Genomic DNA, 17,993 nt, shown 5'->3' on the forward strand with positions numbered 1-17,993 from the left:
CTGGTCGGAGCGCATCTTGTGGTATTCGAACTCGATCATCATGGCGGGTCCTTCGAGGAGAGTCGGTGTGGTGCATCGCTTTCTGCGATGCCTCCACCTTCGTCTCCCAGGGGGGTGCGCCACATCGGGAGAGTTCCGCATCTTCGGGCGGCGTACGGGCCGCACGCGCGCGTAAGGGGCCTTAGGGAATCCATGAGGTGCTCATGGATTCCCTAAGGCCCCGGTGAACTGCGGGTTCTCAGCCGGCCCTCAGCCAGTCGAGGGCAGGGCGAGCAGGGCGTCCGAGTACTTCAGCACCGCCAGCAGCAGGCCGACGGCACCGAGGCAGACACCCGCCCAGGCGACCGACTTGATCCAGGGGGCCTGCGGACGGCCGGGCGCGCCGAAGGCGGGCCTGGCGAGCACGACCACACCGGTGAGCAGCGCGGCCAGCGCGAACAAACCGGCCCACAGGGCGGTGCTGTGCCAGGCATTGCCGTAGACCGCCTTGATCTGGGTGGCGACGCTCGCCGTGGAGGAGGTGCGCAGCTGGCCGACGAGCTGCTCGCGGGCGCCCGCCACGGTGCCGATCCAGCCGCCGCTGAGCGAGACGAGGCCCAGCGCGGCGGACACGACGGCACCGGCGCCCTGACCCACCCCGGAGGGCACCTTGGCATCCGGATCGGCGGCGTCCCCGTCCGGTTCCAGGTTCTCCTCCGGTTCCAGGGTCCCCTCGGATTCCGGGCTCTCCTCGCCGGCCTCCGCCTCGGCGGCCTCCTCCTCGGCGCCGACGGCCTCCACCGCCGTCTTCTCGTCGTTCCGCGCCTCGGCGCCTTCCTCAGTCTTCGTAGCCATGCGAGGCACCGTACGGACGCTGTCTGAGAAGTCCCTTAATGATCGTCAATGATCGTTGCGCGGTGTACGCACGCGTGCCACGCGCCATTCCGGGGCGAGCACCGACCAGATCTCGGTGCTGGCGCGCACACCCCGGTACGGGTGGTTCTCGCGGAGCACGCCCTCGCGGGTCATGCCGAGCCGCCGGGCGACGTTGATGCTGGGCTCGTTGGCGGAGGACACGTGCCACTCCACGCGGTGCATGCCGCGCTCTTGGAAGGCCCAGTCCAGCAGCACCCGCAGGCCGCGTGTGACCAGCCCGCGGCCGGCCACCGCCGGTTCCAGCCAGCAGCCGGCCTCGCACACCCCGCTCGGGGTGTCCCACACCCGGAACAGCAGACCACCGACCAGCTTCCCGTCCAGCCAGATGCCGTGCAGGCTCCCGGCGTCGGCGGCGCGCTTGTCGGCGTACGACCTCAGCCAGGAACGGGCGCCGTCCAGGTCGGACACCACGTCCGGCAGACCGATGTGCCGGCCGATGAACTCCCGTCCCCGGTCGATCTGGGCGAGGAGTTCCTCGGCGTGCCAGACCTCCAGGGGCCGCAGCTCGGCGCCGTCGTCACCCAGGGATATCGCGTACATCGGGGTGGCCTTCCTTCCGCAGTTCCTCCACCGGCATCCTGCCGAGCCTCTCATGCGCGGCGCGGCACTCGGGCGGCTCGATGCTGAGGCGGGGCAGCCGGCGCTCCAGCCAGGCGGGCAGCCACCAGTTGGCGGCGCCGAGCAGATGCATCAGCGCGGGCACCAGCAGGGTGCGCAGCACGAAGGCGTCCAGGGCGACGGCGGCGGCCAGCGCGATGCCGAACATCGCGATGACCCGGTCGCCGCTGAGCACGAAGGCGAGGAAGACCGAGATCATGATGACCGCGGCGGAGTTGATGACCCTGCTGGTCTCGGCGAGGCCCACGCGGACGGCGCGCCGGTTGTCACCCGTCTCCAGCCACTCCTCGTACATCCGGCTGATCAGGAAGACCTGGTAGTCCATGGAGAGGCCGAACAACACCGACACCATGATGACCGGCAGGAACGGTTCGATGGGGCCTGCCCGGCCGAGTCCCAGCAGTTCGCTGCCCCAGCCCCACTGGAAGACGGCGACGACGACACCGAACGCGGCGGCCACGGCGGCGATGTTCATCACGGCGGCCTTCAGCGGGATGCCGAGCGAGCGGAACGCGACGAGCAGCAGCAGACAGCCGAGCCCGATGACCGCGCCGACGAACAGCGGCAATTTACCGACGATCACATCCGCGAAGTCGTCGTAGCCGGCGGTGACCCCGCCGACCTGGACGTCCAGGGAGGTGCCGGTCTCCGCGCGCGGCAGCACCTCGGTGCGCAGCCGGTCCACGAGGTCGCTGGTGTCCTGCGACTGGGGCGCGGAGTCAGGGACGACGGTGAGGTAGGCGGTGCCGCCGCCGGTGTCGTAGACGACCGGGGTGACGGAGGCGACGCCCTGAGTGTCGCGCAGGGTGGTGTCGAGGTTGTCCAGGGCGAGCTTGTCGGCGGCGCCGTCCACCCGGGTCACCAGGGTCAGCGGCCCGTTCACGCCGGGTCCGAAGCCGTCGGCGAGCAGGTCGTAGGCCTTGCGGGTGGTGGCGGTGCGCGGGTCGTTGCCCTGGTCGGAGGTGCCGAGGTGGAGGGAGAGGGTCGGCACGGCGAGTACGGCGATGACGGCGACGGCGAGCGCGGCGAGCAGCTTGGGGCGGCGTTCGACCAGCGCCGCCCAGCGGGCGGCGAGACCGGTGGGCAGTTCCGGGCGCGGTCCGTGCTCGGCGAGCCGGCGCCGCTCGCGGCGGCTGAGGGCGTGGGGGCCGAGGTACGACAGCAGGGCGGGCAGCAGGGTGACCGAGGCGGCGACGGTGAGCACGACCGTCAACGAGGCGGCCACGGCGACCCCGTTGAGGAAGCCCAGCCGCAGGGTCAGCATCCCCAGCAGGGCTATGCACACCGTCGCACCCGCGAAGACGACCGCACGTCCGGTGGTGGCCACGGCGTTCACGGCGGCCTCGGCGACACTCAGGCCGCGTTTCAGACCGCGCCGGTGCCGGGTCACGATGAACAGCGCGTAGTCGATGCCGACGCCGAGGCCGATCAGCATGCCGAGCATGGGCGCGAAGTCGGCGACCGTCATGGCGTGTCCGAGCAGCCCGATACCGGCGTAGGCGGTGCCGACGCCGACCAGCGCGGTGGCGATCGGCAGCAGCGAGGCGGCGAGCGAGCCGAAGGCGAGGAACAGCACCACGGCGGCGACGAGTACGCCGACCAGCTCGGCGATGTGCTCGCGCGGGGACGCGGTCAGCCCGATCGCGCTGCCGCCCAGCTCGACCTGGAGTCCGTCGGCCTCGGCGGCCTTGGCGGTGCGCACCACGGCCCGCGCCTCGGAGGCGCCGATGTGCTCGGCGGACTGGGTGAAGGTGACGGTTGCGTAGCCCGTGTGGCCGTCGGCGCTGATCCGGTGCCCGCCCTGGCCGCTGTACGGGCCGGTCACCGAGGCGACGCCGGGCAGCGCGGCGATCCGGTCCAGGGTCTGGGTCATCGTCTGCTCGACGTCGGCGGCACGGACGGTGCCGGTGGCGGTGTGCCAGACGACGGTGTCGCTGTCCCCGCCGAGGCCCGGGAACCCCTCTTCGAGCAGCTGTGTCGCGCGGCCGGACTCGGTGCCGGGGACCTCGTAGTCGTTCGAGTACGCCGACCCGGCCACGGCGGCGGCAGCGGTGAGCCCGCCGAAGGCGAGCAGCCACAGCAGCACCGCGATCAGCCGATGCCGGACACACCAACGGGCGAGGTCTGCCACGGACGTGCTCCCAGGGACGACGTGTGGATCTTTGGCCGGGAACGATCGTCCAAAAGCTGAACAGCCCGCAAAGAACGTATGAGCAATCGCAGGACACTCTTGCAGGCGAAAGTGATCGTTTGCCGCGTTCGTGGGCTTATTCACACGAGTGGGAGGGACGTCACAGTACACTCCGGCGAACTCTGTCGCCCCGGGCGGCATTTCGCGGGCTTCGGGCGGCGCTTCGCACTTCAGCCGGACTGATCTCCGAACGCCATGACCATGGTCCCCACGATCAACAGCCACAAGGCCCTGCGGGTACGGCCCTTGGCCCCGAGCACCGCGGCGAGCCCGCACACGGCGGCGCCGAGGGCGAAGGCGGCGGGGACCCGGGCCGGCGCGGAGCCGGTGAACCGCACCAGCGAGGCGGCCAGCCCCGCGAGCGCCAGCAGCACCCCGGTGGCGGCCGCGATCCAACGGGCCCGACGAGCCTCCCCGATCTGCTGCTCCCCGATCTGCTGCTCCGCGTCCTCCGCTATCGCGGGTCCGGCATCGGAATCGGTGCGTCCACTCATGGCGGGCGAGCGTAGTACCTCCGGCCGCGAGCATGTGGAGCGGGGCGCCCGGGAATGCGGTTGGCCCCGGCGATGCGTACGGCCCCGGAGGGCGAGCCTTCCGGGGCCGTACGGTGCGCGATGCGGGCTCAGCCCTCGCTCACGCCCAGCTTCTCCAGGATCAGTTCCTTGACGCGAGCCGCGTCGGCCTGGCCCCGGGTCGCCTTCATGACCGCGCCGACCAGGGCGCCGGCCGCGGCCACCTTGCCGCCGCGGATCTTGTCCGCGATGCCGGGGTTGCCGGCGATGGCCTCGTCGACGGCCGTGCCAAGGGCCGAGTCGTCGGAAACCACCTTGAGGCCGCGCTTCTCGACGACCTCGTCCGGGGTGCCTTCGCCCGCGAGGACGCCCTCGATGACCTGGCGGGCCAGCTTGTCGTTCAGCGAGCCGTCGGCGACGAGAGAGGTCACCCGGGCCACCTGCTCCGGGGTGATGGCCAGCTCGTCCAGCGCCTTGCCCGACTCGTTGGCGCTGCGCGCCAGTTCGCCCATCCACCACTTGCGGGCGGAGGCGGCGTCGGCACCGGCCTCGATCGTGGCGACGATCGGGTCCAGCGCACCGGCGTTGAGGATCGCCTGCATGTCGGTGGCGGAGATGCCCCACTCGGCGAGCAACCGGGTGCGGCGGGCCAGCGGCATTTCGGGCAGGGCCGCGCGGATCTCCTCGACCCACTCACGCGAGGGCGCGACCGGCACGAGGTCGGGCTCCGGGAAGTACCGGTAGTCCTCGGCCTCCTCCTTCACTCGGCCCGAGGTCGTGGACCCGGTGTCCTCGTGGAAGTGGCGGGTCTCCTGGACGACCGTGCCGCCGGACGAGAGCACGGCGGCATGCCGCATGATCTCGAACCGGGCCGCACGCTCCACGGAACGCAGCGAGTTGACGTTCTTCGTCTCGGAGCGCGTGCCGAACTTGTCGGCGTCCTTGGGCATCAGCGACAGGTTCACGTCGCAGCGCATCTGGCCCATCTCCATGCGGGCCTCGGACACGCCGAGGGCACGGATGAGCTCGCGCAGCTCACGGACGTACGCCTTCGCCACCTCGGGGGCACGCTCGCCGGCACCGACGATCGGCTTGGTGACGATCTCGATGAGCGGGATACCGGCGCGGTTGTAGTCCAGCAGCGAGTGCGAGGCGCCATGGATACGACCGGTCGCGCCACCCACGTGGGTGGACTTGCCGGTGTCCTCCTCCATGTGGGCGCGCTCGATCTCCACGCGGAAGGTTTCCCCGTCCTCCAGCTGTACGTCGAGGTAGCCGTTGAAGGCGATCGGCTCGTCGTACTGGGAGGTCTGGAAGTTCTTCGGCATGTCCGGATAGAAGTAGTTCTTCCGGGCGAAGCGGCACCACTCGGCGATCTCGCAGTTCAGCGCGAGACCGATCTTGATCGCGGACTCGACGCCGGTCGCGTTGACGACCGGGAGCGCGCCGGGCAGGCCGAGGCAGGTCGGGCAGGTCTGCGAGTTGGGCTCGGCGCCCAGCTCGGTCGAACACCCGCAGAACATCTTGGTCTTGGTGCCGAGTTCGACATGGACTTCGAGGCCCATGACGGGGTCGTACGACGCCAGCGCGTCCTCGTACGACACCAGGTCGGTCGTGGTGGTCACGATGAAAACTTCCCTCTCAGCCCAGCAGGACGTCGTCGTCGCCCAGCCGCTTCAGCTCGCGGTAGAGGATCGCGAGGCCGGTCACGATCGCCACGGCGGACACCGTCGCGTCGATCAGCCGCAGCGTGTCGTGCTCGGCGCGGGCCTTCTTGATCTGCTTGGCGACACCGACCGCGCCGAACGCGGTGGTGGCCATGGACAGGTACGTACCGGACTTGGACTTCTTGAAGCCCTTGGCCTTCGACAGAGCGCTGCTCACAGCGACGGAGCCTCCTCAAGGAGCGGGTGTCCCCACTTTTCCACGAAGGCGGCCTCGACGGCGGCGCCCACCTTGTACAGGCGGTCGTCCTGCATCGCCGGGGCGATGATCTGCAGGCCCACGGGGAGGTTGTCCTCCGGGGCGAGGCCGCAGGGCAGGGACATGGCCGCGTTGCCCGCCAGGTTGGTCGGGATGGTGCACAGGTCCGCGAGGTACATCGCCATCGGGTCGTCGGCGCGCTCGCCGATCGGGAAGGCGGTGGTGGGCGTCGTCGGCGAGACGATGACGTCGACCTGCTCGAAGGCCTTCTCGAAGTCGCGCGTGATGAGCGTGCGGACCTTCTGCGCGGAGCCGTAGTACGCGTCGTAGTAGCCGCTCGACAGCGCGTACGTGCCGAGCATGATCCGGCGCTTCACCTCGGGGCCGAAGCCGGCCTCGCGGGTGAGGGAGGTGACCTCCTCGGCCGAGTGGCCGCCGTCGTCACCGGTCCGCAGGCCGTAGCGCAGGCCGTCGAATCGGGCGAGGTTGGAGGAGCACTCGGAGGGCGCGATCAGGTAGTACGCCGACAGCCCGAGGTCGAAGGACGGGCAGTCCAGCTCGACGATCTCGGCGCCCAGCTCCTTCAGCAGCGCGACGGACTCGTCGAAGCGCTGGATGACACCGGCCTGGTAGCCCTCGCCGCGGAACTGCTTGACCACGCCGACGCGCATGCCGGCCACGGAGCCGTTGCGGGCGGCCTCGACCACCGGCGGGACCGGGGCGTCGACGGAGGTGGAGTCGAGCGGGTCGTGCCCGGCGATCACCTCGTGCAGCAGGGCGGCGTCCAGGACCGTACGGGCGCAGGGCCCGCCCTGGTCCAGGGAGGACGAGAAGGCGACCATGCCGAAGCGGGACACCGCGCCGTACGTCGGCTTCACGCCGACCGTGCCGGTGACGGCGGCAGGCTGGCGGATGGAGCCGCCGGTGTCGGTGCCGATGGCGAGCGGGGCCTCGAAGGAGGCGAGCGCGGCGGAGGAACCACCACCCGATCCGCCGGGGATCTTGGTGAGATCCCAGGGGTTGCCGGTCGGCCCGTAGGCGCTGTTCTCGGTGGAGGACCCCATGGCGAACTCGTCCATGTTGGTCTTGCCGAGGATGACGACGTCGGCGGCCTTCAGCTTCTTGGTGAGGGTGGCGTCATACGGCGGGATCCACCCTTCCAGGATCTTCGAGCCGACGGTCGTGGGCACGCCCTCGGTGGTGAAGATGTCCTTGAGTGCGAGAGGGACGCCGGCCAGCGGCCCGAGCTTCTCCCCTCTCGCCCGCTTCTCGTCCACGGCGCGGGCCTGGGCGAGGGCGCCCTCGCGGTCGACGTACAGGAAGGCGTGCACCTTCTCGTCGACGGCCTCGATCCGGGCGAGGTGAGCCTCGGTGACCTCGACGGCCGTCAGCTCGCCGGAGGCGATCTTCTCGGCGATCTGCGCGGCCGTGAGCTTGATGATGTTGCTGTCCGTCATGTCGGTCACTCCTCCCCCAGGATCTGCGGCACCTTGAAACGCTGCTGCTCCTGGGCCGGGGCGCCGGAGAGCGCCTGCGCGGGGGTGAGCGAGGGACGGACCTCGTCCGGCCGCATGACATTCGTCAGCGGGAGCGGGTGCGAGGTCGGCGGTACGTCTTGGTCGGCGACCTCGCTGACGCGGGCGACCGCGCCGATGATGTCGTCCAGCTGTCCCGCGAAGTGGTCGAGTTCTTCGGGCTTCAGCTCCAGACGCGCCAGCCGGGCGAGGTGGGCGACCTCCTCGCGCGTGATGCCAGGCATGCAGCGATCCTCTGGGTGAGTGTGTGTGGTTTGAGTCCCAATCCTATGGGGCAAGCCCGGGTGCCCGTGAAACGGTTTCCCGGGGCCTCGCCCTCAGTGGCGCCGGGTGTCCCACACGGCGCTCTGCAGGAAGTGGTTGTCGTACAGCTCCTGCACCTCCAGGAGGCTCTCCGGGGTGGCCTCGCCGAGGGCGATGCGCCGCAGATGGCGGAAGTACTCGAAGCGCTCGACGCCGGGTGTGATCACGATGAGCAGATCGGCGTCGGCTCCCGGTACGGCGGCGAAGGCGTGCGGCTTGCCGGGCGGGACGACGACGAGGTCGCCGGGGCCGGCGGTGACGACGTCCTCGCCGGAGAGGATGTCGGCGGCGCCGTCGAGCAGGAAGAACATCTCCGCGGAGTGGTCGTGCCAGTGCGGCTTGGCGCCGTCGGCGCCCTGGGTGAGCGTGACCCGCTGGGTGGACAGGGCGCCGCCGGTCGAGCTGCTGTCGGCCAGCAGGCGGACGGTGGTGGGCGCGCGGCCTACGACTTCGGCCTCGGCCTCGCGGACGATCACGGACTCTTCGAACTTCGGTACGAACAGCGACATGGGACGCCCCTTGTGAGTGACCGGGTGATCAGACGGCGAACAGCAGACCCGCGCTGATCAGTACAACGACCGCGGTGGCGAAGTGGATCCCGAAGGCGACCGCCTTCGTGCCTCCGTTGCGCAGGACGATCAGCGTGTCGACGAGCGGGACGAGCGCGACGCAGAGCATGAACAGCGCCTCGGCGCCGGCTCCGGCGAAGGCCAGCAGGACCAGGCCCAGCAGACCGAAGGTGCCGTCCCTGAGCCCCTTGATCGAGAGGTAGGCGCGGGCGTCGCCGGCGGGGTCGGCGGGGACGCCGTAGCCGGCCGCGGCGGGGCCGGGCTGGAACAGGAAGCGGTAGCCGAGGAACACACAGAACAGGTCGAGCAGGACGGCCAGGGTGTACGCGGTGACAGTCATGATTTCCCCTCCTCACTAGCATTGCTAGGAACGTGAGCGAAGCTAGCAGAACATCGACAGGTTGGCTAGCGCTGCTAGAATTTCTGCCATGACGATCCAGACGCGCCGGGAGCGCGAGCGAGCGGAACGGGAGCGGCTGATCGTGACGGCCGCCCGGGAGCTGGCCGAGGCCGAGGGCTGGGACGCGGTGACCACACGCCGGCTGGCCGCCGAGATCGAGTACAGCCAGCCGGTCCTCTACAGCCACTTCAAGGGCAAGGACGCGATCATGGCGGCGGTCGCGGTCCAGGGCTGCGCCGACCTGGCCACGGAGCTACGGCAGGCGCGGACGGCGGTGCGCGGCACGCGGGAGGCATTGGCGGCCGTGGCGGAGACCTACACATCCTTCGCCCGCCGCCGGCCTGCCCTCTACGACGCGATGTTCACGCATCTGGTGGATCTGCCGTTCGCGACGGAGGAAGCACCGGCGCCGCTCCGGGAGGCGTTCGGCGAGCTGCTCGTGGTCGTGGAGCCGATCACGTCCGAGGGCGAGGACCCGGGCCTGCTGACGGAGACGTTCTGGGCGGGCCTGCACGGCCTGGCGACGCTGATGAGAAGCGGCCGCCTGCCGGAAAAGGCCCACGGCGAACGCTTGGCGCTACTGATCAGCCACTTCACGGGAGGCCGACCGCAAACCGCCTGAGGGGCGCGGGGCTGTGTCGATATGCGACGGCCGTCGCGTGGGCGCGACACACCACGACGAACTCGCACCTGCCAACGGCGACCGGGCCACACGGCAAAGGTCCGCCACTCGACCAAGTTGAACGGACGGGCAGGCGGGAAAGGCTATTCGGCGGCCGGCAGCGCGGCGCGCGGCCTCTGCCACCCCCGCGACCCCCGCGCCCGCAACCACGCCGTCGTCTCCTCGGGCGGCATCGCCGCAGCGACCAGCCACCCCTGCACGGCGTCACACCCCATGTCCCGCAACCGCTCCCACGTCTCGTCGTCCTCCACCCCCTCGGCGACGACCAGCAACCCCAGCGAATGCGCCAGATCGACCGTGCAGCGCACGATCTCCGCGTCCTCGTTGTCCACGGCCAGCCGCGCCACGAAGGAGCGGTCGATCTTCAGCTCGCTCACCGGCAGCCGCCGCAGATGCACCAGGGACGAGTACCCGGTGCCGAAGTCGTCCAGGGACATCTTCACGCCGTGCCCGGTGAGCCCGGCGAGGGTGTCGGCGGCCCGCTGCGGATCCTCCAGCAGCACATGCTCGGTGATCTCCAGCTGCAGAGCGCCCGCAGGGACCCCGTGCCGGGCCAGCCGGGCCGCGACCGATCCGGCGAAACCGGGCGTATGCACATCACGCGGCGAGACATTCACAGCCACCGGCACCCGCAGCCCCTGGGCGCGCCACTTGGCGACCTGTCCGAGCGCGGTCTCCAGGACGTACTCCGTCAGATGGGGCATCAGTCCGGAGGACTCGGCGATCGCTATGAACTCGTCCGGCGGAACCTTCCCTCGCTCCGGATGCACCCAGCGGACCAGCGCCTCCAGGCCCGCGACCTGTCCGTCGAAGCGGACCTTGGGCTGGTAGTGCAACTGCACCTCGTGCGCGTCCAGCGCCCGGCGCAGATCGCCCAGCAGGCCGAGCCGGTCCGGGGTGTTGGAGTCCCTCTTGGACTCGTACACCTCCACGCCCGTACGATCCCTTTTCGCCTGGTACATCGCCACATCCGCCCGCCGCAGCAGCCCTTCGGCGTCCAGCGCGTGGTCGGGGAAGACGGCGACGCCGGCGCTGGCCTCCAGGACGAGGGTGAGCCCGTCGAGGTCCAGCGGGGAGCTGAGCGCGGCGACGAGGCCGCGGGCGATCCGGGTGGCCGACGTGGTGGAGTCGGCGACGGGCAGTAACACGGCGAACTCGTCGCCGCCGAGCCGCGCGGCCTCCGCTCCACGCGGCAGGGCGAGCCGCAGCCGGTCGGCGATCTGGAGCAGCAGCCGGTCACCGGCGAGATGACCGAGGGTGTCGTTCACCGAACGGAACCGGTCGAGGTCGATCAGCATGAGGGCCGAGCGGGCGCCGATGCGTTCGGCGTCGTCGAGAGCCGTCCAGATCCGCTCCAGCAGCCACTGCCGGTTGGGCAGCCCGGTCAGCGGGTCGCGCAGTTGCTCCTCGGCACGCGCGCGTGCCATCCACAGGGTGGAGTCGAGGGCGATGAGGGGGATGGCGAACAGCGGAAGAAGGATCGGCTGGGCGTCGGCCACGACGCACAGCAGCGGTGCGATGCCGAGCAGCGCGACGGCGACCAGGCCCTGTCTGACCAGGGCGGTCCGGGCCACGGTGGGCACCTTGCCGGTGCGCGGGGCGTACAGATACCACTGCAGACCGCGGCTGACCGCGAGGTAGGCGACGGCGGCGAGGACGACCTCGGGTGCGGTGGCGATGCTCCAGCTGTGCGGCCGCCAGGGCGTCTCGACGCTCGGGACGCGGCCGAACGCGCCGAGCAGCAGGGCGCCCGCGCCGATGCCGAGGATGTCCACCGCGCCGTGCAGCACGCCTTGACGCCAGCGGTGACGCCGGGCGATGCCGACCAGGACGACGACGGTGAGGCTGACCATGCCGGCGGGCACCCAGCCGTACAGCAGCAGCACGGCGAGGGTGAGGGCGGCGCCGGAGCCGGTGCCGCCCCACCAGCGGGCGCGGCCCAGCATCACCAGGTGGCCGACGATGACGCCGGTGAGCAGCGCCAGCGACCAGCCGACAGTGCCGCTCGGGAAGAGGGCGTGGTGGCCGCTGAAGCCGCGGTAGAAGCCGGCGCCGAGGACGAACGCGGCGGCGGCCACGACGGCCGCGGGCAGTGCGGGCCAGGACAGATGCCGTTCGGAGTCGGCGCCGGTCAGGCCGGGGGCAGGCTCGATGGCCAGGGGTATGGCCGGGTGAGCGTCGGTGGCGGTGCCCGGTCCGGCCGCGCTGGCCTGGCCCGTACGGCCGTGGCCCCGCGCTGTCCACCGGGTTCCGCGCCAGGTGATCGCGCGGCCGCGCAGGCGTAGCCGTGAGTCCGGGGCGACGCTCTCGGTCGGTTCCATTCCCGTCCCTCTCACAGCCGGCGGTGCCCGCGCCACGCGGCCCGATGTCCGAAACCCATCAGCAGCTCCGCGTCGAAGAAACCGTCCGCGCGCGCCGGGAGCGCACGAGGATGCCCCAACCGCAGCTGGGCACGGCAGGTGCACATCTCAACAGTAGGCCGCGGAAGGCTTCCACGGGCACCGGTCGTCGACGGTTGCCCGAATGCGCCCGGGCCACCCGTATGCAACTGATATGCGCCGAACGGGTGGCCTTCAACCGCTACTCCTCGGTCGAAAGCGCGACTTCGGCCGCCGCTTCGGGGCCCTGCTCCAAGAGGACGTTGAAACCGTCCTCGTTCAGAACCGGAACCTTCGCCTGCATGGCCTTGTCGTACTTCGATCCAGGGTTGTCACCCACCACGACGAACGAGGTCTTCTTCGACACCGATCCGGTCACCTTCGCGCCCCGGCTCTGCAGTGCCTCCTTGGCACCGTCCCGGGTGAAGTGCTCCAGTGTGCCGGTGACGACGACGGTGAGGCCCTCCAGCGGGCGCGGGCCCTCGTCCTCTCCGGTGGACTCGTCCTCCAGTGGGACTCCGGCGGCCCTCCACTTACGGACGATCTCGCGGTGCCAGTCCTCGGCGAACCACTCCTTGAGCGCGGCGGCGATGGTCGGGCCGACGCCGTCGGCGGCCGCCAGCTCCTCCTCGGTGGCCTGTTCGATGCGGTCGACGGAGCGGAACTCGCGGGCGAGCGCCTGCGCGGCCACCGGGCCGACGTGCCGGATGGACAGGCCGTTCAGGAACCGGGCCAGCGGGCGCTGCTTGGCCGCCTCGATGTTCTCCAGCAGAGCGAGGGTGTTCTTCTTCGGCTCGCCCTTCTGGTTGGCGAAGACCGTGACGACCTTCTCCTCGCCCGTCTTCGGGTCCCGTTTGGGCAGACCGCTGTCGGGGTCGAGGACATAGGCCTTGATGGGCAGCAGCTTCTCCACCGTCAGATCGAACAGGTCGCCCTCGTCCACCAGCGGCGGGTCGGCCGGCTCCAGCGGGCGGGTGAGCGCGGCGGCGGCCACCGCGCCGAAGCCCTCGATGTCCAGGCACTCACGACCCGCGAGGTAGGACACGCGCTCACGCAACTGGGCAGGGCACGTACGGGCGTTGGGGCAGCGGAGGTCGATGTCGCCCTCCTTCATGGGCCGAAGCGGTGTGCCGCACTCGGGGCACTCGCTCGGCATCACGAACTCGCGCTCACCGCCGTCGCGCAGGTCGACCACCGGGCCGAGGATCTCGGGGATGACGTCACCGGCCTTGCGGATGACGACCGTGTCCCCGATGAGGACGCCCTTGGCCTTGACGACCTCCTGGTTGTGCAGGGTCGCGAACTCCACCTCGCTGCCCGCGACCGTGACCGGCTCGACCTGGGCGTACGGCGTGACCCGGCCGGTGCGGCCGACGCCCACCTTGATGTCGACGAGCTTGGTGTTGACCTCTTCCGGCGCGTACTTGTACGCGATCGCCCAGCGGGGCGCCCGCGCGGTGGAGCCGAGGCGGCCCTGGAGGCGGATCTCGTCCAGCTTGATCACGGCGCCGTCGATCTCGTGCTCCACGGAGTGGCGCATCTCGCCGTCGTAGTGGGCGATGAACTGCCGTACGCCGTCGAGGCCGTCGACTACGCGGTTGTGCGAGGAGGTGGGCAGGCCCCAGGTCTTCAGCAGGTCGTAGGCCTGGGACAGCCGGGTCATGCCCGTGAAGCCCTCCAGGGCGCCGATGCCGTGGACGACCATGTGCAGCGGGCGGGTGGCGGTGACCCGCGGGTCCTTCTGGCGCAGCGAACCGGCGGCGGCGTTACGGGGGTTGGCGAACGGCTTGTCGCCCGCGGCGACCAGGCGTTCGTTCAGTCCGAGGAACTTCTCCATCGGGAAGTAGACCTCGCCGCGGATCTCGACCAGGTCGGGCACCTTGTCACCCTTCAGCCGGTCCGGGATCTCGGTGATCGTACGGACGTTGGGGGTGATGTCCTCTCCGGTACGGCCGTCTCCCCGGGTGGCCGCGCGGGTGAGGCGGCCGTTCTCGTACGTCAGGTTGACCGCGAGGCCGTCGACCTTCAGCTCGCACAGGAAGTGGTACTCCTGGTCGCCGAGTTCGCGCGCGATGCGCTCGGCCCAGGCGGCCAGCTCGTCGTCGTTGAAGGTGTTGTCGAGCGACAGCATGCGCTGGCGGTGCTCTACCGCGGTGAACTCCGTCTCGTACGACCCCGCGACCTTCTGGGTCGGTGAGTCCGGGGTGCGCAGCTCCGGATACCGCTCCTCCAGGGCCTCCAGGGTCTTCAGGAGCTTGTCGAACTCGGCGTCGCTGATGACGGGAGCGTCCTTCACGTAGTACCGGAAGCGGTGCTCCTCGATCTGCTCAGCGAGCTGCGCGTGCTTCTCACGTGCCTCGGCGGGCACTGCCGTCTCCGCCTGCTGCTTGTCGCCGGCCACCGTCATGTCCTCCCGTTACTCTGGGTCGTCCGCGAGGGATCTCGCCGCCCGGACGCAGTGGGCGAGCGCCTGGCGTGCGTACGTGGGGGAAGCGCCCGCGAGACCGCACGCCGGGGTGACCGTGACCGCAGCCGTGAGCAACCCCGGATGCAGCCCCAGCCTGCGCCACAGCGTCCTGACACCCATGACGCTACCGGCAGGGTCTGACAATGGCCCTTGAGTCCCGCTCACGACTCCGGCGAACAGCCGCGTGCCGGCCTCGACGGCCTCGCCGATCGTGTCGTCGTCACGCTCGGTGAGAAGCGAGAAGTCGAAGGAGACGGCTGCTGCGCCGGCCCGGCGCAGCAGCGCGAACGGCACGTCAGGGGCGCAGGAGTGCACGATCACGGGCCCGTCGCCATGGACTGCGATCACGTCCCGCAGGGTGGCCTCCACGGCCTGCCGGTCCGCGGCGCGGTGCGTGCGGTAGCCGCTGGCGGTACGGACCTGTCCGCGCAGTACGGCGATGAGGGATGGCTCGTCGAGCTGGAGGACGAGCCGGGCGCCGGGGATACGACGGCGCACCTCGGCGAGGTGGAGCCGCAGCCCCTCGGCGAGCGAGCCGGCGAGGTCACGGCAGGCGCCGGGGTCGGAGAGGGCGGCCTCGCCGTTCTTCAGCTCCAGGGCTGCGGCCAGGGTCCACGGCCCGACCGCCTGCACCTTCAGATCGCCCACGTACCCCTGGGTGAACTCCTCCAGGGCGTCCAGGTCCTCCCCCAGCCAGGACCGGGCCCGCTTGGTGTCCTGGCCCGGCCGGTCCCCGATCCGCCAGCCGCTGGGCTCCACGCGCGCGTACAGCTCGACGAGCATGCCCGCGGTACGGCCGATCATGTCGGCGCCGGGCCCGCGGGCGGGCAGCTCGGGCAGGAACGGGAAGTCCTCGAAGGTGCCGGTGACTGTCTTGGCGGCCTCGCGCGCATCACCGCCCGGCATGGACCCGACGCCGGTGGCCCCCGGGAACCTGAACTGGCTGTTCTCACTCACCCCGGCAGGGTATGCCGAACACCCGCCACCCGGCTCCGCCGAGGAAGCGGTCAGCGCCCCGGTCGTACCGTCAGGTCGTTGACCTCCGCGTCCCTCGGCAGGTCCAGGGCCATCAGGATCGTCGTGGCGACCGACTCGGGGTCGATCCACCGCGCGGCGTCGTAGTCCTTGCCCTCCTGCTGGTGGACCTTGGCCTGCATGGGGCTGGCCGTGCGGCCGGGGTAGACCGAGGTGACGCGGACGCCGTTGCCGTGCTCCTCGTGGCGGAGCGAGTCGGCGAGGGCCTTCAGGCCGTGCTTGGAGGCGGCGTACGCGGACCAGCCGGCATGGGCGTTGAGGCCGGCGCCGGAGTTGACGAAGATCACATGGCCGCGGGCCGCGCGCAGCTGGGGCAGGAAGTGCCGGGTCAGCTCGGCGGGCGCGATCAGGTTGACATTGAGCTGGTGGCGCCAGGACTTGGGGGTCAGGTCGCCGACCTCGCCCAGGTCGACGACGCCGGCGATGTGCAGCAACGAGTCCACGCGGTCCGGGAGCGTCTGGTGCGAGAAGGCCCAGGACAGTTTGTCCGGGTCGGCGAGGTCGCCCACCAGGGTCCGGGCGCCGGGGAACTCGGCCGCAAGTTCCTTCGCACGGCCCGCGTCGCGCGCGTGCAGGACGAGTTCGTCCCCGCGCGCGTGCAGACGGCGGGCGACGGCCGCGCCGATGCCGGACCCGGCCCCGGTGATCACATGAGTAGCCATGACCGCCATGCTCGCATCAGTGGGCGCCGAGCTGCTCTTCCAGGTGGGCCAGGGCCCCGGCCGGCTCCTCGGTGAAGAACATCAGCTCGGACAGCGGACGCGGCAGGAAGCCCTCGTCCTCCATGCGGCGGAACTGCTGCTTGAGGCCGTCGTAGAAGCCCGCCGTGTTCAGCAGGACCACCGGCTTGTCGGCGCGGCCGTGCTTCTTCAGCTCCAGGATCTCGGTGGCCTCGTCCAGCGTGCCGGTGCCGCCCACCATGATCACCACGGCGTCCGCCTTCTCCAGCAGCAGCTTCTTGCGTTCGGCGAGATCGGCGGCGATGACCATCTCGTCGACGCCGGGCCGTGACTTGTTCGCGAGGAACTCCACGGAGACGCCCAGCAGCCGGCCGCCCGCCTCCTCCACTCCATCGGCGACGACCTTCATGAGCCCGACGTTCGAGCCGCCCCAGACCAGGGTGTGACCGGCCCGGCCGAGCAGTTCCGCGAACTCGCGCGCGGGCCGCGTGTAACGCTCGTCGAGGTCGGCGGCGGACAGGAAGACGCAGATGTTCATGGTCCCTACCGTACGGCTCCCGCCATACGAGTCCCGCCGTACGCGGCAAGAGGCGCCGTAAGCGGGAAGAAGCGCGGCACCGCCGGTGCTGTCCAGATATGACCCAAGGACACACGATCACCATCGAGACGAGCGAGCGGCACGTGCGCGTGGTGCACGGCGACCAGGTGCTCGCGGAGACCGACCGACCGCTGGTACTGCGCGAGACGGGCTGTCCGGCGCGGTACTACATCCCCGCCGAGGACGTACGCCTCGACCTGCTGACGCCCTCCGGCACGCACACCGTGTGCCCCTTCAAGGGCACCGCGTCCTACTGGTCGCTGCCGGACGCCGCGGACCTGGTGTGGGCGTACCCGGACCCGAAGCCCGAGGTGGCGGAGATCAAGGATCACTACTGCTTCTACGACGTCGACGTGTCGTGAGCGATGAGTTCCGGCCGGTACGGCAGTCTGCACCGGCATGGACAAGAAGACGACTTCGCGCGACGGCACCGCCCTCGCGTACCAAGTGACCGGCCAGGGGCCGACGGTGATCCTGGTGAGCGGCGCGATGTCCACCGGCGGCACCATGGCGCCCCTGGCCCAGCGGCTCGCGGACCGCTGCACGGCCGTCGTCTACGACCGCCGGGGCCGCGGCGCGAGCGGTGACACGGCGCCGTACTCGGTCGGGCGCGAGGTCGAGGACCTGGCCGTGCTGATCGACGCGGTGGGCGGTGACGCGGTGCTGTTCGGGGTCTCCTCGGGCGGTGCGCTGGTGCTGGAGGCGGCGGCGAGCGGGCTGCTGATCCGCCGGGCGGCCGTGTACGAGGTGCCGTACGCCGACACGCTGGCGGGCGGCGCCGAGCGGGCTGCCGCGTACAAGGAGAACCTGACCAAGGCGCTGGCGGACGGCCGGCGCGGGGACGCGGTGGAGCTGTTCCTGCGGCTGACCGGCCTCGGCGAGGAGATGATCCAGGGCGCGCGGCAGTCGCCGATGTGGGCCGGGATGGAGGCCGTCGCGCCGAGCCTCGCGTACGACGACACGGTGATGGGCGACGGCCTGCTCCCGCGCGAGCGGCTCGCGGCGGTCTCCGTACCGGTGCTGTCGGTCGTGGGCGGGGCGAGCCCGGAGTGGATGCGCGACGCGTCCCGCGCGATCGCCCGGACCGTGCCCCGGGGCACCTACCGGGTTCTGGAGGGGCAGACCCACATGGTGGACCCGGAGGTGCTGGGGCCGGTGCTGGCGGAGTTCGTCACGGGGTGAGCGGC

Annotated in this window: 18 protein-coding genes; 3 read left to right on the forward strand and 15 right to left on the reverse strand. The window is 70.9% G+C overall.

Annotated features, from left to right (window positions below):
- Positions 1-249: 249 nt before the first annotated feature.
- The 10 genes from M878_RS61820 to M878_RS61865 form a co-directional block, all read right to left on the reverse strand.
- Positions 250-834 carry a hypothetical protein gene (locus M878_RS61820; protein WP_023546568.1) on the reverse strand — a complete coding sequence of 195 codons (585 nt, stop codon included), beginning with the start codon at positions 832-834 and terminating at the stop codon, positions 250-252.
- 45 nt (positions 835-879) lie between these two features.
- Positions 880-1,455: a GNAT family N-acetyltransferase gene (locus tag M878_RS61825; RefSeq protein ID WP_023546569.1), complete on the reverse strand. Its 576-nt coding sequence runs from the start codon at positions 1,453-1,455 to the stop codon at positions 880-882.
- Positions 1,433-3,664, reverse strand: coding sequence for an MMPL family transporter (locus tag M878_RS61830; protein ID WP_023546570.1), 2,232 nt, complete (start codon positions 3,662-3,664; stop codon positions 1,433-1,435). The genes M878_RS61825 and M878_RS61830 overlap by 23 nt, the downstream gene beginning before the upstream one ends.
- A gap of 230 nt (positions 3,665-3,894) precedes the next feature.
- The gene (locus M878_RS61835) at positions 3,895-4,218 is read right to left on the reverse strand and encodes a hypothetical protein (RefSeq protein WP_023546571.1); all 324 of its coding nucleotides are present in this window, start codon (positions 4,216-4,218) and stop codon (positions 3,895-3,897) included.
- A gap of 128 nt (positions 4,219-4,346) precedes the next feature.
- Entirely contained in the window at positions 4,347-5,864 is a 1,518-nt protein-coding gene (gene gatB, locus M878_RS61840; protein WP_209445634.1) for an Asp-tRNA(Asn)/Glu-tRNA(Gln) amidotransferase subunit GatB, read from the reverse strand.
- Between the two features lie 13 nt (positions 5,865-5,877).
- Entirely contained in the window at positions 5,878-6,120 is a 243-nt protein-coding gene (locus M878_RS61845) for a hypothetical protein (protein WP_023546573.1), read from the reverse strand.
- Entirely contained in the window at positions 6,117-7,616 is a 1,500-nt protein-coding gene (gatA, locus tag M878_RS61850) for an Asp-tRNA(Asn)/Glu-tRNA(Gln) amidotransferase subunit GatA (RefSeq protein ID WP_023546574.1), read from the reverse strand. The genes M878_RS61845 and gatA overlap by 4 nt, the downstream gene beginning before the upstream one ends.
- 5 nt (positions 7,617-7,621) lie before the next feature.
- The gene (gene gatC / locus M878_RS61855; RefSeq protein WP_023546575.1) at positions 7,622-7,918 is read right to left on the reverse strand and encodes an Asp-tRNA(Asn)/Glu-tRNA(Gln) amidotransferase subunit GatC; all 297 of its coding nucleotides are present in this window, start codon (positions 7,916-7,918) and stop codon (positions 7,622-7,624) included.
- 93 nt (positions 7,919-8,011) lie between these two features.
- A complete protein-coding gene (locus tag M878_RS61860) occupies positions 8,012-8,506 on the reverse strand; it encodes a cupin domain-containing protein (RefSeq protein ID WP_023546576.1) in 495 nt (164 codons plus the stop codon).
- 28 nt (positions 8,507-8,534) lie between these two features.
- Positions 8,535-8,906, reverse strand: coding sequence for a DUF4267 domain-containing protein (locus M878_RS61865; RefSeq protein ID WP_023546577.1), 372 nt, complete (start codon positions 8,904-8,906; stop codon positions 8,535-8,537).
- 88 nt (positions 8,907-8,994) lie between these two features.
- Between M878_RS61865 and M878_RS61870 the strand changes: the two genes are divergently transcribed.
- Complete coding sequence (locus M878_RS61870) at positions 8,995-9,588, forward strand: TetR/AcrR family transcriptional regulator (protein ID WP_023546578.1); 594 nt, start codon at positions 8,995-8,997, stop codon at positions 9,586-9,588.
- Between the two features lie 143 nt (positions 9,589-9,731).
- Here M878_RS61870 and M878_RS61875 read toward each other — a convergent pair whose 3' ends face one another.
- The 5 genes from M878_RS61875 to M878_RS61895 all read right to left on the reverse strand — a co-directional run bounded on the left by M878_RS61875 (position 9,732) and on the right by M878_RS61895 (position 16,746).
- A complete protein-coding gene (locus M878_RS61875; RefSeq protein WP_023546579.1) occupies positions 9,732-11,969 on the reverse strand; it encodes a putative bifunctional diguanylate cyclase/phosphodiesterase in 2,238 nt (745 codons plus the stop codon).
- 259 nt (positions 11,970-12,228) lie between these two features.
- Entirely contained in the window at positions 12,229-14,427 is a 2,199-nt protein-coding gene (ligA, locus tag M878_RS61880; protein WP_031224772.1) for an NAD-dependent DNA ligase LigA, read from the reverse strand.
- Between the two features lie 15 nt (positions 14,428-14,442).
- Positions 14,443-15,450 carry a methionine synthase gene (locus tag M878_RS61885; RefSeq protein ID WP_023546581.1) on the reverse strand — a complete coding sequence of 336 codons (1,008 nt, stop codon included), beginning with the start codon at positions 15,448-15,450 and terminating at the stop codon, positions 14,443-14,445.
- A 50-nt stretch (positions 15,451-15,500) separates the two neighbouring features.
- Positions 15,501-16,199: an SDR family oxidoreductase gene (locus M878_RS61890; protein WP_023546582.1), complete on the reverse strand. Its 699-nt coding sequence runs from the start codon at positions 16,197-16,199 to the stop codon at positions 15,501-15,503.
- A gap of 7 nt (positions 16,200-16,206) precedes the next feature.
- Positions 16,207-16,746, reverse strand: a complete 540-nt coding sequence (locus M878_RS61895; protein WP_023546583.1) for an LOG family protein — start codon at positions 16,744-16,746, stop codon at positions 16,207-16,209.
- Between the two features lie 98 nt (positions 16,747-16,844).
- On the opposite strand from M878_RS61895, the gene M878_RS61900 reads away from it, so the two are divergent.
- Together M878_RS61900 and M878_RS61905 are read left to right on the forward strand one after the other, a co-directional pair.
- A complete protein-coding gene (locus tag M878_RS61900) occupies positions 16,845-17,168 on the forward strand; it encodes a DUF427 domain-containing protein (RefSeq protein ID WP_023546584.1) in 324 nt (107 codons plus the stop codon).
- A gap of 37 nt (positions 17,169-17,205) precedes the next feature.
- Positions 17,206-17,988 carry an alpha/beta fold hydrolase gene (locus M878_RS61905; RefSeq protein ID WP_023546585.1) on the forward strand — a complete coding sequence of 261 codons (783 nt, stop codon included), beginning with the start codon at positions 17,206-17,208 and terminating at the stop codon, positions 17,986-17,988.
- The last annotated feature ends 5 nt before the right edge of the window (positions 17,989-17,993 follow it).

Source organism: Streptomyces roseochromogenus subsp. oscitans DS 12.976 (genome assembly GCF_000497445.1).
Classification (GTDB): Bacteria; Actinomycetota; Actinomycetes; order Streptomycetales; family Streptomycetaceae; genus Streptomyces; species Streptomyces oscitans.

What these genes read in the sequence shown, in the direction of transcription:
- M878_RS61820 (WP_023546568.1), bottom strand. Translation starts at nt 834, where the DNA reads ATGGCTACGAAGACTGAGGAAGGCGCCGAGGCGCGGAACGACGAGAAG.
- M878_RS61825 (WP_023546569.1), bottom strand. Translation starts at nt 1,455, where the DNA reads ATGTACGCGATATCCCTGGGTGACGACGGCGCCGAGCTGCGGCCCCTG.
- M878_RS61835 (WP_023546571.1), bottom strand. Translation starts at nt 4,218, where the DNA reads ATGAGTGGACGCACCGATTCCGATGCCGGACCCGCGATAGCGGAGGAC.
- gatA (WP_023546574.1), bottom strand. Translation starts at nt 7,616, where the DNA reads ATGACGGACAGCAACATCATCAAGCTCACGGCCGCGCAGATCGCCGAG.
- gatC (WP_023546575.1), bottom strand. Translation starts at nt 7,918, where the DNA reads ATGCCTGGCATCACGCGCGAGGAGGTCGCCCACCTCGCCCGGCTGGCG.
- M878_RS61860 (WP_023546576.1), bottom strand. Translation starts at nt 8,506, where the DNA reads ATGTCGCTGTTCGTACCGAAGTTCGAAGAGTCCGTGATCGTCCGCGAG.
- M878_RS61865 (WP_023546577.1), bottom strand. Translation starts at nt 8,906, where the DNA reads ATGACTGTCACCGCGTACACCCTGGCCGTCCTGCTCGACCTGTTCTGT.
- M878_RS61870 (WP_023546578.1), top strand. Translation starts at nt 8,995, where the DNA reads ATGACGATCCAGACGCGCCGGGAGCGCGAGCGAGCGGAACGGGAGCGG.
- M878_RS61875 (WP_023546579.1), bottom strand. Translation starts at nt 11,969, where the DNA reads ATGGAACCGACCGAGAGCGTCGCCCCGGACTCACGGCTACGCCTGCGC.
- M878_RS61890 (WP_023546582.1), bottom strand. Translation starts at nt 16,199, where the DNA reads ATGGCGGTCATGGCTACTCATGTGATCACCGGGGCCGGGTCCGGCATC.
- M878_RS61895 (WP_023546583.1), bottom strand. Translation starts at nt 16,746, where the DNA reads ATGAACATCTGCGTCTTCCTGTCCGCCGCCGACCTCGACGAGCGTTAC.
- M878_RS61900 (WP_023546584.1), top strand. Translation starts at nt 16,845, where the DNA reads ATGACCCAAGGACACACGATCACCATCGAGACGAGCGAGCGGCACGTG.
- M878_RS61905 (WP_023546585.1), top strand. Translation starts at nt 17,206, where the DNA reads ATGGACAAGAAGACGACTTCGCGCGACGGCACCGCCCTCGCGTACCAA.